Source organism: Aureispira anguillae, from assembly GCF_026000115.1.
Classification (GTDB): domain Bacteria; phylum Bacteroidota; class Bacteroidia; order Chitinophagales; family Saprospiraceae; genus Aureispira; species Aureispira anguillae.
The window spans coordinates 4,093,732-4,107,946 of the sequence record NZ_AP026867.1 but is presented as its reverse complement, the minus strand read 5'-3'; the positions used below and the strand labels follow the sequence as shown (position 1 = coordinate 4,107,946).

Here is a 14,215-nt window from a genome sequence, read left to right as displayed (position 1 = left end):
TATGGAAACGATAATGAATAAACATAAATTGGAAAAGTATTCTGCTTATAAGGATTCTGGGGTGGAATGGTTGGGGGATATTCCTGAGCATTGGGAGTTAACACGTTTAGGAACTAAATTTAAGAACAGAAAAACAAAGGTATCAGATAAAGATTATCCAGCACTTTCTGTAACTAAGAATGGTATAGTTCCTCAATTATCAAGTGCCGCAAAAACAAATGATGGAGATAATAGAAAATTAGTAAAACAGGGAGACTTTGTAATAAATAGTCGTTCAGATAGAAAAGGTTCAAGTGGTATTGCTTACCAAGATGGTTCAGTTTCTTTAATTAATATTATAATGGAACCCCAAGGAATAGCTCCTATATACTGCAATTACTTGCTAAAAAGTTTCAATTTCATTGAAGAGTTTTACAGAATGGGACATGGAATTGTCGCTGATTTATGGACAACTCGATATGATGAAATGAGGTCAATTAAAATTGGAATTCCTCCCTTAGAAGAACAAACCCGAATAGCAAACTTCTTAGATAACAAATGTGCAAAAATAGACCAAGCCATTCAACAAAAAGAAAAGCTCATTGAGCTACTCAAAGAACGGAAACAAATCATCATTCAGAATGCAGTTACTCGTGGCTTGAATCCTGATGTGAAGATGAAGGATAGTGGTGTGGATTGGATTGGGGATATTCCTGAGGGGTGGAAATGTATGAAGTTTAAATATATCATTAGGACAAAAGCTCGTCAAGGTTGGAAAGGATTAAAGGCTGATGAATATGTTGATAAAAGTGATTATGGTTTTCTTGCTACACCTAATATAAAACATAAGGATATTGCATATAATGATGCTAACTTCATAACACAATTTAGATACTATGAATCTCCTGAAATCATGTTAAAAAGAGGAGATGTATTATTAGTTAAAGATGGTTCTACGCTGGGAATAAGCAATATAGTAAGAGGTTTACCCTTCAAATGCACTGTTAATTCTTCAATTGCTGTACTAAGAGTTATTCAAGAGGACAAGCTATTACCAGAATACCTTGATTTATTTATCAAAAGCCAAACTTGCCAAAAACTAATTGAGAAAAAGAAGGATGGAATGGGAGTACCTCATTTATTTCAATCAGATATTAATAACTTTTATATCCCTATTTTTGACATTGAAGAACAACAAAGCATAGTTGAATATATACAATATCATGAAATAAAAATTGATAAATCAATTCTCTATCAATCTAAATTAATTGACAAATTAAAAGAATACAAACAAGTATTAATAAATGAAGTAGTGACAGGTAAGGTGAAGGTATAAGTAAAAAACAAACTAATAAAAGAAAACACTATGGAAAGTAGACTTGATGTAGTGCCTGTTGGCAAATTGTTAGCACAAGAAGATGATAAACCTAAATATCAATTCTTTATTCCAGACTATCAAAGAGGCTATCGCTGGGAGTATGACCAAGTAGTTGATTTATTAGAGGATATTTTAGAGTTCATCAACACATCAGAAAAAAGGGACGACAAATACTGCTTACAACCAATCGTTGTCAAGAGAATGCAAGATGGTCGATATGAGGTATTAGATGGGCAACAAAGACTAACAACCATTTTCATTATTTTATCAAGGCTAAAGAAAAGTAATAGTGATATTGACTTATTCTCCTTAGAATACAAAACTAGACCTGATAGTGGTGAATTTTTAAGGCATTTGGATGAAAAGGTGAAGGATGAAGATTTGTGTGATAAAAACCCAGATTACCATTACATTAGTACTGCCTATAATACGATTGATGCTTGGATAAAAAAAACTAAAAATATAAAACCAAACATCACTACTAAACTTTTTGATGCTATTGCAGAATCTTTAGAATTCATCTGGTATGAGGTTGTAACATCTCAATATGTTGATGCTATAGATATTTTTACTAGAATAAATATAGGCAAAATACCTTTAACAAATGCCGAATTGGTAAAAGCAGTATTTCTAAGTAAGAATAATCTGTCTATTGGGTTCGCTTCTCTTAACAAAGAATCTGATGTTTTTAAAGATATTCTAACCTTAAAACAAAATGCCATTGCATTAGAGTGGGATTTGATGGAAAAGAAATTGCAAGACCCTAGTATTTGGGGCTTTGTCTATGGAGGAAAGAAAGATTATGAAACGAGAGTAGATTACATAATGGATTTATGCTCTCATAAGCAGACAAATGAAAAGAATAAATATTTTTCGTTTAAATACTTTTATGATAAGGTGAAAGCTATTAGGAGCAACAAAGAAGAATTGAAAAAATATGCTGAAAGCAATACTTCTTTTATAGAACAAGAGTGGAATGATTTAAAGAAGATATTCGACATTCTAATAGAATGGTATCATGATAAGACCTATAATCACTTAATTGGACTTTTGATTTACCAAAACTATCCAATAATTGAAATTATAGATGAATTCATTACAAACAACCGTAAAGTGTTTCTAGCTAATATTAAGTCTAAGATTAGAGAATTAATCAACATCAAGGATATTTCAAAGCTGAGATATGGAACGAAAGGTCAAAATGAAAAAATTGATACAATCCTGAAGGTTCATAACATCATAAATAGCTTACAAGTCCAAGATAAAAAGCAATCCTTCCCTTTTGAAAAATTAAAAAATAAATCATGGACACTTGAACATATTTTTGCTCAAAATTCTGATGATTTAAGAGAAGACGATTACGTTAATTGGTTGAATGACCATCTTAGTTTCTTCAAAGCAAAGCTCTCCCCCAATAATGAAGTAAATGTAATTATTGTCAAGATAGAAAACCTTCTGTCTTTAGAAGAGAACAAAATCCCTCGTGAGGGATTTGAGGAATGTTTCAAAGTAATTACAGACTATATTCAAAAGCAAATAGCTGAGATAGATAATCTTGAAGCTCAAAATGATAATGACGAAGATATATCCTTGGCTGAAGAAGATGAATATGAATGGATAAATGATGACCATTCTATTGCTAACTTGGCTCTATTGGATGGTAAAATTAATTCTGCTTTAAAAAATTCTTTATTTGACATTAAAAGAAAATTGATTTTGGAAAAAGATAAAGCAGGTTTATATATCCCAAGTGAAACAAAAAAGGTCTTTCTTAAATATTATACACCTACTCCAAATCATCTAGCATATTGGACATATAATGACAGAAAAGCATATATAGAAAGTATAAAATCATCATTAGAATACCTCAATTAAAAATTATGAGCACAAAAACTATATGGAATTTATTAAATAACCAACTGGACAACTCTGATATAAAAAGAGGTATATTAATTCCAATGATACAAAGAGATTATGCTCAAGGACGTAATAACACAAAAGCAGAAGAGATTAGAAAAGTCTTTGTTTCTGATTTATTTGAAAGAATAATTGATGTACGAGATAATAATGCCCCTCCTTTAGAACTTGATTTTATATATGGCTATATAGATTCCGAGGCATTCATACCACTAGATGGTCAACAACGCTTAACAACACTTTACCTTCTTCATTGGTATCTTGCATATAGACAGAAGCTAGTAAGTTCTTATAAAGAATCTTTTACAAAGTTCAGTTATCAAACTAGAAAATCATCTACCAATTTTTTCGTAGAAATCAATAAAGGTCTAAATGATGAAGACTATGAAGATATATTCACTAATAATGTCTCATTCAGAACTGTCATAAGTAACAAGAACTGGTATTTCATTGATTGGAAGTATGATTTAACTGTCCAATCTGCGATTACAATGCTAGATGAGATCCATGACATGTACACTCAGAAAAAATATGAGATAAAATTTGAGACTCTTATTAAACAAGAATCACCTAGTATTGTCTTTAATTTTTTAGATATTAAGAACTATGGTATTTCCGATGATTTATACATAAAAATGAATGCAAGAGGAAAGCCTTTGACTAACTTTGAAAACTTAAAGGCTGAACTAAATAAGTACCTAAGAGAGTCAGAATTTAATGACAACTACAATTATGAAATAGAGCATAGTGAAGGAAGAAAATTTGTTAATGTAGAGACCTATTTTGCAACGAAAATAGATACCTCATGGACTGATTACTTTTGGGATTTAAGAAACAGAAAGACAAATGAATTTGATGATAAGCTTTTAAATTTACTCGCTTTTATTTCTATTAATGAATTAATAAGAATAAATGAGGTTGAAGCAGATAATTGTTTAAACGTTTTTAGAGCTCAACCTGAACTCACCTTTTATAGGTTTAAAACGTTAAAACTTCTAAATGAAGAGACAATCATCACTTTTATTGAAGTACTTGATTTATTGATTTCTTCTAATGAAACCGTAAAGAAATACCTTACAGCCAATAATAAATTTATTGAAAAGAAGGATATTATCAATACCATATTCAATAGCTTTACTATTGGGGATGCTTTATATGAAGTTAGGTTGATGTTTTATGCTATTACAAAATTTTTAATAGCCAATAAAGAAAGTATAACATCAAGTGAGTTATTAAGGTGGGACAGGTTAATCAAGAACTTATCCAATAATGATAACTATAATAAAATAAAAGACTTAGAAAGAAATATTGCTTTTATAGATGAATTGATAGCTAACTATAATGAAGATATTTATGATACATTTCTTAGTATTACTAAAAACGGATTTGATGCCCAACAGGTAAAAGAAGAAAAGCTTAAAATTCATTTAATTTTAAAATCTCAACATTGGAAAGATTTTATTTACGAAGCAGAAGCTCACCCTTATCTAAATGGTCAAATAATGTTCTCGTTATCATTTGCTGGAATTTATGATCTATATCTTGAAAATAAATTAAAGTGGACTGATGAAGAAGATTTAGCTCTTTTCAATAAAGCAAAAGAGTATTTTGAGAAATTCAATGTTTTTTTCGATGATAATGGGCTAAGGGAATTTCCTGATGAAATTTTTAGAAGGGCACTTTTAACTAAAGGTGATTATTTATTGTATTCAAGAAACTGGTCGTTTTTGATTAATAGACATCGTGATATTAGTTGGAAAAGATTGCTAAAAGAGAGTGGAAACCGAACTAATCAAACTTACATTCCTAGAGTAAGGTATTTGAAAGAATTGTTTGATGAAGTCAATATAAATGAAGTAAACAAGTCCTTATCCCAAATGATTAAAAATCATATTTGTGATGATTGGCGTAAAGATTTTATTGAGACCCCCTCTTTATTGCAAAAGTCTAAACGGATGTACATTAAATTTTTCAATGAAAACCAAATTTATGTACTCAGAACATCTAAATATAATAAATATAAAGACCCTCATGTACAATCTGTTTTGCTCAAAGATGCTTTAGAAAAAATTGGGTTTGCTGCTTCAGATATAAAACTTGAATTCATTGAATCTCTAAGTCAATATGGCATAAGTCAAATTAAGAGGAGAAAAACAAAAATTGTTTACAATCATGATGGAACAAATAAGTACTTGATTAAGCAGAAGGGAAAAGAAAATAAAGTTTTTGAAAATCAAGATGACACCTTAGAATATATTAAAAATTGTTTCTCCTAATAAAACGAACCAATGACCAGCAAAACCAATGAACAAGCACTAGAGTCAGCCATAGAAAAAACGCTAACAGGTACCTGCTTAGAAGAATTAAAAGAAGAAGGCATTGAATTAAGCATTGCTGCGGACCAAAAAGAAACGTATCGAACAGGTAAAGGTTTCTATATTGGCAATCCGAATGACTTTGACGCTCAATATGCCATTGATAAAAAACGGTTTTGGCACTTCTTAGAAAGCACCCAGAAAGAAGAACTAGAGAAACTTCAAAAACAAAACAACTGGGAGCTAAAAATTTTAGAGCGCCTACATCGAATGGTCAATAAATATGGTCTATTGCATGTCCTCCGTAAAGGTCTGGAAGTGGATGATGCTTGTTTTACCTTATTCTATCAATTTCCATTAGCCAGTAGTGGGGCACAAGTCAAGCAAAACTTTGAGAACAATGAGTTTAGCGTCACTCGTCAAATTCGATATTCTTTAGCCAATCCAGGACAAGAGATCGATATGGTCATTTTCATCAATGGTCTGCCCATCCTTACCATGGAGCTCAAAAATATTTGGACAGGTCAGAACGCTAGATACCATGGACAACACCAATACAGAAACAATAGAGACATTAATCAAACACTCCTAAATTTTGGTCGTTGTTTGGTACATTTTACTTTAGATCCAGACGAGGTTTATATGACCACCAAATTGGCAGGGAAAAGCACTTACTTTTTGCCATTTAACCAAGGAAATAAGAACGGGAAAGGAAACCCGACCAATAACAACGGTCACAAGACCGCCTATTTATGGGAGAAGGTATTTACTAGAAAAAGTTTAGCCAATTTGATTCAGCATTTTGTACGCTTTGATGGTAAGCCCAAGGATGCCCTAAAGACAAGAACCTTATTTTTTCCTCGTTTTCATCAAATGGATGTCGTTAGAAGGATACTTGACCATGCGAGTAATAATGGCGTTGGTCATACTTACCTGATTCAACATTCAGCAGGATCAGGAAAATCTAATTCAATCACCTGGGCTGCTTATCAATTGATAGAAACCTATCCTATTAATGCTTCTATTGAAGGCAGTAAAGGGCTAGAGTTCCCTTTGTTTGATTCTGTAATCGTGGTTACGGATAGACGACTGCTAGACAAACAAATTAGAGAAAACATTAAAAGCTTTTCTGAAGTAAAAAACATTGTTGCTCCTGCTTTTAAATCCTCTGACCTCAAAGATGCGCTTCAGCAAGGAAAGAAAATCATTATTTCTACCATTCAGAAATTCCCTTTTATTGTTGAAGCTATTACAGATATGAGTGATAAACATTTTGCTGTTATCATCGATGAGGCACACAGTTCCCAGAGTGGCTCTACAGCAGATAAAATGAATCAAGTCTTAGGGAAGGAGGCAATGGCAGATACATTAGGAGATGCTCAAGAGAAATTATTTGCTTTGATGTCTGCTCGAAAGATGCGCAATAACGTTTCTTATATGGCCTTTACGGCCACCCCAAAAAGTTCTACTTTGGAAAAGTTTGGCGTAAAACAAGAGGATGGGAGCTTTAAGCCATTTCATTTATACTCCATGAAGCAAGCCATAGAAGAGGGCTTTATTTTGGATGTGTTAGCCAATTATACCACTTACAAGAGTTATTACGAAATTGAGAAATCAATCCAGGAGAACCCGCTTTTTGATACCCAAAAAGCACAAAAGAAACTTCGTAAGTATGTAGAGAATCTACAGCAAACCATTGATACCAAAGCGGAGATTATGATGGAGCACTTCATCAATAATGTGGTCAAGACTAAAAAGCTAAAGGGAAAGGCAAAAGCAATGGTTGTTACTCAGAGTATTGAAGCGGCTATTCGATATTATAAAGCAATCAATAGATATTTGACACAGAAGGGGAATCCTTTTAGAACTGTTGTTGCTTTTTCTGGAAAGAAAGAAGTAGATGGAATCGAATATACTGAAGATACTATTAATGATCTTCCTGCTCATTTAGACAACGCAAAATCGACTGATCCAGATTATATTAGTGACAAGCTTGCCCGATATTTTGACATGAATGAATTTAGAGTGCTTGTTGTTGCCAATAAGTACCTCACAGGTTTTGACCAACCCAAGTTATGTACGATGTATGTGGATAAAAAACTTCAAGGTGTCTTAGCAGTTCAGGCGCTTTCTCGTTTAAATCGTTCTGCGAACAAACTTAATAAAAAAACAGAGGATTTATTTGTACTTGATTTTTTCAATACAACAGACGATCTAAAAAATGCCTTTGATGACTTCTATACGTCAACTTCTCTCAGTGAAGCTACTGATGTAAATGTATTGCATGAATTAAAAAGCACTTTAGATGATTTGGGAGTTTATGAATGGTCAGAAGTAGAGGATTTTGTGGAGCGATACTTTAACAGTGTAGATGCTCAACTTTTAAGTCCTATTATTGATGTGGCTGCGGAACGGTTCAACAATGAATTGGAATTAGAAGACGATGAAAAAGCAGATTTTAAGATCAAAGCCAAGCAATTTGTCAAGATATACGGGCAAATGGCTTCTATTATGCCTTTTGAAGTTCTGAAGTGGGAGCAGCTTTTCTGGTTCTTAAAATTTCTGATTCCTAAGTTGATTATTATAGATCCCAACAAAGATATGTTAGATGAATTGCTCAATTCTGTTGATTTATCTACTTATGGTCTAGAGCGTGTCAAATTGAATCAAAAGATTGGATTGGATGAATCTGAAACGGAGCTAGATCCTCAAAATCCAAATCCAAGAGGTGCCCATGGTGGTGAGGAGGAAAAAGATACCTTAGAGGCTATTATTCAAAATTTCAATGAGAAGTGGTTTCAGGGGTGGGAAGCAACACCAGAAGAACAGCGCATCAAGTTTGAATCTTATAAGAAAAGCATTGAAGCGCATCCAGACTTCCAAACAAAAGTAGCTGAAAATGTAGATACTCAAAACCGTGATTTAGCTTTTGAAAAAATTATCAAAGAAATTATGGCTCGGCAACGTAAGTTGGATTTAGAAATGTATAAGAAGTTTGTGAAAGATGAGGGGTTTGCCCAGGCATTTATTGATAATATGAAGCGTATGACTGGGGTTGATGATTTTACTTTTAAGCACTAAATTTATTTTTAGAGAAGCTCCAAAGGGAAATAACTCTTTGGGGCTTGTTAGTTTTAAATACCAGGAAAATTAGCCCGTACCCCCCCAATCAGAAACGTCCAACTGTCTCAAGTATTCGTTCACCTGATCCAATGAATGATGGCGCAATTGAATTTACAATTGTTTCACCTAGGCACCAGTCTTGATCGCCATCATAGCGCCCGTATGTTTCCAAGAATACATTTTATAGCGTTTGAGTGTCAAAACTCAATTCTTTTAACAATTCTCTATGTTGCCGTCCAAAAGTATTCATACCAGTAGGAGACAAATGATGCGCTCCAGGGAATAAATATTCATTTGGGGTGCGATTCTTTAATTTTTCCTGGACCGTAGGAAAAAAAGCGTTTGGAATGGTCACATACTGTTGTTTTGTCTATTTTTGCGTTAAATAAAGTTTCAAAACAATTTTTACATTAAAATTAAATGAACTATAATTCTTATGAAAAAACAACTAACTCTTTTGACCTTTTTCTTTCTCGCCATTTGTTGCTCTACTCCTGAAAACAAACCTTCTGAAGAGGTACTTAACGAAAAAATCACAGGTATCTTTGCAAAAGATGTTAAAATATTAATTCCTGAAGGGGAATTTCTAGTTGATGTATTGGACGCTGTAAAAGTAGATCCCCGACTTCAGGAATTACAAGCTAAATTGATGAAGGCTGTTGAACTAAATAGAGAATGGTTTATTGAGCAACAAAAAATAATGCAAGAAACTGGTAGTCCAGTGGAGTATCATCCTAATCTAGGTTTAACAGAAAGTGAGTATAACGAGCTAAACGAATTCACTAAAAGTGGGACTGGAATGGAAGTTCAGATTAGTGAAACAGAAGATGTAGAATTTATATATATAGGGGATGAATTAACATTTAAATCAAAGAATAAACTTGACTTATTAAATCTTTTAAAAATTGATGTTAAAGAAAAAAAAGCTTGGCTTGACGGTTTTGAATTAAATGATTTCACTGAGATAAATGTTGATAATGATAAAAATGGATTACGTACTAAATGGAAAGGCTATAAATGGAGTTATACCACGAGTAATGAGGTTGACTTAAAAGAATTAGGAGAAGCAAATGTATCTTCATATAGTTTTACCCTAGGGCAACTTGAAATTGATAACTCTACTTATATGGAAATTAAAGCAAAAGAAATTGTGAATGGAGAAAAAGTATTACATACTGAAATTCCTTTCAAATTTTAAAAAAAAGCTTCAAGGGGAAATAACTCTTTGGGGCTTTTCTATTGCTATGAACCAGGAGAGTTATCCTGTAAAGGTGTTTTTGTGAAAAAAAATGCTTTTACTATGTCACAAGCTACGGAATAAACAAACAAACTAAAACACTAGTTAATAGTTTTTCTTTTTTTGAGCTTCCGAACACAAAAAGTGCGTCCAACAAGTCCAACACGTCCAACATCTGTTAGAGCTAATACAAAGGAAAAAACGGCTATCCCTTTATATATAATAGTTTGAGTAAGATAAATAATAATAATAATAGGCTTAAATGCCGTTGGACCATGTTGGAAACAGCCCCCGAAATGTTGGACTATGTTGGAAAATGTTGGTCCATTATACTTTTCTATATAAGTTATGAAAATGTTAACAGACCAACATTTGGGCAGTTCGTCCAACAAATTATACCCTGTTTCCAACAAAAAATAAACAAGTCCAACATAGTTTACTGTTGATAGTCAGTCGTTTATGTTGAATGTTGGACTTGTTGGACAAAAAAACACTAAATTTACCACTAGGAAGGGAAAAAAAGAAACATAGTGCTTTTTTAGGTCTTGTCACGTTTTTAGAAAAAGAAAAGTTTTTTAGCATAGGTATGCTATATAGGAGCAATTTTTCTAAAATGTGATTTAGCTACGGTGCTATAGTGATGCTTTGTGTTGCTATTGCAGTTTCTTGATCTCTTGTTATGGTAAGCGTAACGTCATAAGTTCCTGCTGTAGTGTAAGTTTGGTAGATCTCTGTGTTTTTATAATAGTCAGTATAAGTGGTGCCATCACCAAAGTTCCAATAGTAACGAGCTGAGAAGTCTTCTTGATTAGAGAAAGTCATTTGTTCTCCAACTTGTGGGGTTCCTGAATATTGGATGCTGGCGACTAAAGGAAGTTTCTTTTCACAAGAACTAAAAGTAAACACTAGCCCTAAAAGGACTATCGGGAATAAATTTTTCATAAGGACAATAATTAATGAGGTAATTTAGAATGGGGGACTTGACGTATATATTTGGGACAGTATACATAATTAGGATTCTTTGCTTAATAGCTTGATCATAGCATCTTTTGATTGAGATTTTATCAATAAATGTACTCTACCTCTATTTTCATTTTGTATCCTGAGTATAAAGCATCAAATTCTAAATCTGCAATTGTTGATGTAAAAGGGATTTCTTCTTTAGCGAGGAAGTAGCCTTTTGCCATGAAGTCAGAGTTTCCATTATCATCATCATAGAGCTCTATATAGAACGCTTCATCAAAAGGTACTTCTACAGGAGTACCGTATATATAATCTAATGGAAGGGAGCTGATTGTTGTATTGTATTGAATTGAACTTGTAGAATATGTTATTTGTGGTTGATTAAGAATGAGAGAGAATGGTCTAATAATCTTACAATAAATATCTGGTCCAGTCATATCTACTGGATCCCAATTTGCTTGAGAATCAAAGGCTGCTATAGTTACCTTTTTGATTTTTACTTTGACAGGTTTGCTTTTTACTTCAATGATTCGAGTTGATGTATGGCTGCCTGATTGATTAGAAATCCTCAGCTCTACAGTATAAGTACCTGGAACAGTATAGGTGTGTGGGGTTCTATCAATATTGTCATTTACTGTTCTGCCATCACCAAAACTCCATAGATAGTTATCTACATCTTTATTGGCACTAATAAACTCTATTCGCTCCCCAACAAATAAATGACCTTCATAGCTAATACTTGAAATAGGGGGATCTTTTTTACAGGAAGAAAGGGAGGAAGTTAATGTTAATCCAAGAAGGATTATTGGGAATAAATTTTTCATAAGGACAGTAATTAATGAGGTAATTTAGAATGGGGGATTTAATGTATATAATATTGGGACAGTATACGTAATTAGGATTCTTTGCTTAATAGCTTGATCATAGCATCTTTTAGTTCTATAATTCGTTCTTTATCTTTTAATTGTGATTTTAATAATTCATTTTCTCGTTTGACGTATTCAATGTCATTTGTAAATTTATCTTCTTTATTCTTAGTAGGAGAAGTATTTTTATCTAGCATCTTTCCTTCTCCGATTAATAGCCAATTAATGTTTAAGCCTAATTCTGCTAATGGAATGAGTACAGTTGAACTAGGCTTAGCTTTTCCTTTTGAAAGATTATCTAATGTTTTTTGATTTACATTAATCTCTTTAGCAAGCTGAGTAGGATTTTTATCTTTATGTTCTAAGAATAGCTTAAACCTTTCTTGTATAGTCATTTGAGGCTATTTGGAAACTTTAATTAGTATTAAAATTCTAATAAAAATATTAAAATACTTGTATTTTAGGATTTAAATTCTTTACTTTGTATAAACGAAGTCACCAACATCGACCTATCAAAGTCGGCAACATAGCCCCATCGAAGTAGTAAAGAACGATAGGACGAAGTGGCAAACAACGATGTGTTAAAGTCAAGGACATCTAAGTAGTAAAAATATGAAACTTTTTAGATAAAAGATCTAAAAAGGAGTGAATTAATAAATAGAACAAAGGTTCTAAAAATAAAAGTGGGGCAACTAGATAGCGAGGAATGGATCTAGTAGCGAAATGGAGGGTGTCATTTCCAACCCACTTTTTTACATTTCATAAGAAGTGTGTCTTATTTACATTGGGGTTTGTCTAGCGTACTACGGGGGTGGTACGCTAGCTTTTTCCCAGATCCAATGATGATCGATTATGCAAATCGGGGTTACTCGGATAGAGTGGCTAGCCTACGCTCCAGAGTAGGCTAGTTTAGCCTGATATTCAAGAAATATATTATAGATGTTTTGGAAAAAACATGAATCGCTTCCCACACTGCTGTCCCTGCGGTGTGGCGAAGCATTGTGCGAACAAAAGCAAGAACAATGCAAACTGTTGATGAATATTTACAAAAAACCTTAAGCAAGGCTAAATATGACAATTTAGCGACAGAGCTAGAGATGCCAAAATCTCGCTTAACACGGCGCTTAATGAAGCCCGAATACTTTACCTATGAAGAACTGCTAAAGCTCAGCGAAGTACTGCCCAGTAAAATAAAGATAGCCCTCTTGGTCGATCGTTCGAATGCAGGAATAGACCGCTTAACAGTTCGCCAATATAGGCTGTTAAAAAAGGCGTAGTATACGCTTGGATTAGCAAAGCCAATTTGGCTTAAACCGTAAAAAAACTAAACATTAATTCATTAAAAAAACAACAGTATGAAAAAGTCAAAAAAGAAAAAAGCCAGCTTGCCGAAGGAAGAACAGGTAATCGGCAAGGGGGTGAAAGAAAGTGAGCTAAACGAAAAGCGATTAAGAAAACTCAAGTCGAAGAAAAAGCAATAGCGCATGGCAAAAAAAGATTATAAACTAGTGAGTACACTAGAAGATAAAAGCGGCCGTTCAGGCTTAGATCGCTTTTGGAATGCCCAAGGCTTTCAAGATTTTTACAAAGGTTTTCGAAAAGGAGCGGATCTACCCAAATACATCAAGGATAATCCGAATGATGTATTAAAGGTACAGGATCGCTATCATTTGCGAGGCATCCAGTTTGGGAATTGGGTAACTCAAGAAGATCGCTACAATTATACAGCGGCCTTATACATTTGTCTGTATGATTTAAACAAGGTGCTAAAATTTAAGGACAACAATCTAGGCTTGGATAAGTCCTTGGGTTTAGCCTTTGGAGCAAGAGGTCGAAGTAGAGCTGTTGCTCACTATGAAGCGGCAACGGATATTATCAATATGACCCGCTACAATAGCGATACAACGATACCGAAGCAGATTCGCTTTTTGAATTCGGGAGGGGTAGGAGCCTTGGCGCATGAATACGGTCATTTCTTGGACTATTACTTTGGAGCGCATTATGAGCCCGATCAATACCGCTATGCATTGACGAATGGTCGCTCCACGCATAGAGATAGAATCACTTACCCGAAGAGCCAAAAGATGCGAAATCTAATGGAGGACATCTTGGAAAAAGCCTATTGGTTGGGACCAGGAAAACCATCGGCTTATTATCAGCGAATACGGAGAAGAACCGAAGAAGGGTATTGGGTTCGTCGGAATGAATTTTTTGCCCGTTTATTCGAACAATACATTGGTTATAAGTTGGATAAAATAGGGGTTCACAACAGCTTTTTAAATAACCAAAAGTACAGCACTACTTTTTATTTGAATAAGAAGGAATTAGAAAATATAGCGCCCCTCTTTGATGCTTTGATCGCAGAGATGAGGGTTTATTTCTAAAGAATTAAGAGCAAGTGGGGAAGGTGATGTTTTGTCAGTTGTATGGTTTAACC

At 33.6% G+C, this 14,215-nt stretch carries 12 protein-coding genes; 8 read left to right on the top strand and 4 right to left on the bottom strand.

The annotated features are described in order from the left end of the window. The first annotated feature begins 1 nt into the window (after position 1). From AsAng_RS16140 to AsAng_RS16125, 4 genes are read left to right on the top strand one after another with little or no spacing between them, the layout of a single operon-like run. Positions 2 to 1,315 (top strand): restriction endonuclease subunit S, encoded by a 1,314-nt coding sequence (locus tag AsAng_RS16140; protein ID WP_264788136.1) that lies wholly within the window; start codon positions 2 to 4, stop codon positions 1,313 to 1,315. A gap of 30 nt (positions 1,316 to 1,345) precedes the next feature. Continuing rightward, positions 1,346 to 3,232, top strand: a complete 1,887-nt coding sequence (locus AsAng_RS16135; protein ID WP_264788135.1) for a DUF262 domain-containing HNH endonuclease family protein — start codon at positions 1,346 to 1,348, stop codon at positions 3,230 to 3,232. Between the two features lie 5 nt (positions 3,233 to 3,237). Further along, the gene (locus tag AsAng_RS16130) at positions 3,238 to 5,550 is read left to right on the top strand and encodes a DUF262 domain-containing protein (protein WP_264788134.1); all 2,313 of its coding nucleotides are present in this window, start codon (positions 3,238 to 3,240) and stop codon (positions 5,548 to 5,550) included. A 12-nt stretch (positions 5,551 to 5,562) separates the two neighbouring features. Then, positions 5,563 to 8,670 (top strand): type I restriction endonuclease subunit R, encoded by a 3,108-nt coding sequence (locus AsAng_RS16125; RefSeq protein ID WP_264788133.1) that lies wholly within the window; start codon positions 5,563 to 5,565, stop codon positions 8,668 to 8,670. A gap of 223 nt (positions 8,671 to 8,893) precedes the next feature. Here AsAng_RS16125 and AsAng_RS16120 read toward each other — a convergent pair whose 3' ends face one another. Further along, complete coding sequence (locus AsAng_RS16120) at positions 8,894 to 9,067, bottom strand: hypothetical protein (RefSeq protein WP_264788132.1); 174 nt, start codon at positions 9,065 to 9,067, stop codon at positions 8,894 to 8,896. Between the two features lie 81 nt (positions 9,068 to 9,148). Between AsAng_RS16120 and AsAng_RS16115 the strand changes: the two genes are divergently transcribed. Further along, positions 9,149 to 9,910, top strand: coding sequence for a hypothetical protein (locus AsAng_RS16115; protein ID WP_264788131.1), 762 nt, complete (start codon positions 9,149 to 9,151; stop codon positions 9,908 to 9,910). Positions 9,911 to 10,573: 663 nt separating this feature from the next. Here AsAng_RS16115 and AsAng_RS16110 read toward each other — a convergent pair. The 3 genes from AsAng_RS16110 to AsAng_RS16100 form a co-directional block, all read right to left on the bottom strand. Further along, positions 10,574 to 10,891, bottom strand: coding sequence for a PKD domain-containing protein (locus tag AsAng_RS16110; protein WP_264788130.1), 318 nt, complete (start codon positions 10,889 to 10,891; stop codon positions 10,574 to 10,576). Between the two features lie 122 nt (positions 10,892 to 11,013). After that, positions 11,014 to 11,736, bottom strand: a complete 723-nt coding sequence (locus tag AsAng_RS16105) for a PKD domain-containing protein (RefSeq protein WP_264788129.1) — start codon at positions 11,734 to 11,736, stop codon at positions 11,014 to 11,016. Between the two features lie 71 nt (positions 11,737 to 11,807). Continuing rightward, complete coding sequence (locus tag AsAng_RS16100; RefSeq protein ID WP_264788128.1) at positions 11,808 to 12,173, bottom strand: helix-turn-helix domain-containing protein; 366 nt, start codon at positions 12,171 to 12,173, stop codon at positions 11,808 to 11,810. A 627-nt stretch (positions 12,174 to 12,800) separates the two neighbouring features. Here AsAng_RS16100 and AsAng_RS16095 point away from each other — a divergent pair. The 3 genes from AsAng_RS16095 (at position 12,801) to AsAng_RS16085 (ending at position 14,162) form a co-directional block, all read left to right on the top strand. Further along, positions 12,801 to 13,055: a hypothetical protein gene (locus AsAng_RS16095; protein ID WP_264788127.1), complete on the top strand. Its 255-nt coding sequence runs from the start codon at positions 12,801 to 12,803 to the stop codon at positions 13,053 to 13,055. A 78-nt stretch (positions 13,056 to 13,133) separates the two neighbouring features. After that, positions 13,134 to 13,259 carry a hypothetical protein gene (locus AsAng_RS16090; protein WP_264788126.1) on the top strand — a complete coding sequence of 42 codons (126 nt, stop codon included), beginning with the start codon at positions 13,134 to 13,136 and terminating at the stop codon, positions 13,257 to 13,259. Positions 13,260 to 13,262: 3 nt separating this feature from the next. Then, on the top strand, positions 13,263 to 14,162 hold the full coding sequence (locus tag AsAng_RS16085; RefSeq protein WP_264788125.1) for an LPD1 domain-containing protein: 900 nt from the start codon (positions 13,263 to 13,265) through the stop codon (positions 14,160 to 14,162). Positions 14,163 to 14,215: the final 53 nt, after the last annotated feature.

Excerpts from the sequence above, each read along its gene's own strand:
- AsAng_RS16095 (WP_264788127.1), top strand. The coding sequence starts at position 12,801 with ATGCAAACTGTTGATGAATATTTACAAAAAACCTTAAGCAAGGCTAAA.
- AsAng_RS16135 (WP_264788135.1), top strand. The coding sequence starts at position 1,346 with ATGGAAAGTAGACTTGATGTAGTGCCTGTTGGCAAATTGTTAGCACAA.
- AsAng_RS16105 (WP_264788129.1), bottom strand. The coding sequence starts at position 11,736 with ATGAAAAATTTATTCCCAATAATCCTTCTTGGATTAACATTAACTTCC.
- AsAng_RS16090 (WP_264788126.1), top strand. The coding sequence starts at position 13,134 with ATGAAAAAGTCAAAAAAGAAAAAAGCCAGCTTGCCGAAGGAAGAACAG.
- AsAng_RS16140 (WP_264788136.1), top strand. The coding sequence starts at position 2 with ATGGAAACGATAATGAATAAACATAAATTGGAAAAGTATTCTGCTTAT.
- AsAng_RS16085 (WP_264788125.1), top strand. The coding sequence starts at position 13,263 with ATGGCAAAAAAAGATTATAAACTAGTGAGTACACTAGAAGATAAAAGC.
- AsAng_RS16130 (WP_264788134.1), top strand. The coding sequence starts at position 3,238 with ATGAGCACAAAAACTATATGGAATTTATTAAATAACCAACTGGACAAC.
- AsAng_RS16100 (WP_264788128.1), bottom strand. The coding sequence starts at position 12,173 with ATGACTATACAAGAAAGGTTTAAGCTATTCTTAGAACATAAAGATAAA.
- AsAng_RS16115 (WP_264788131.1), top strand. The coding sequence starts at position 9,149 with ATGAAAAAACAACTAACTCTTTTGACCTTTTTCTTTCTCGCCATTTGT.
- AsAng_RS16110 (WP_264788130.1), bottom strand. The coding sequence starts at position 10,891 with ATGAAAAATTTATTCCCGATAGTCCTTTTAGGGCTAGTGTTTACTTTT.
- AsAng_RS16125 (WP_264788133.1), top strand. The coding sequence starts at position 5,563 with ATGACCAGCAAAACCAATGAACAAGCACTAGAGTCAGCCATAGAAAAA.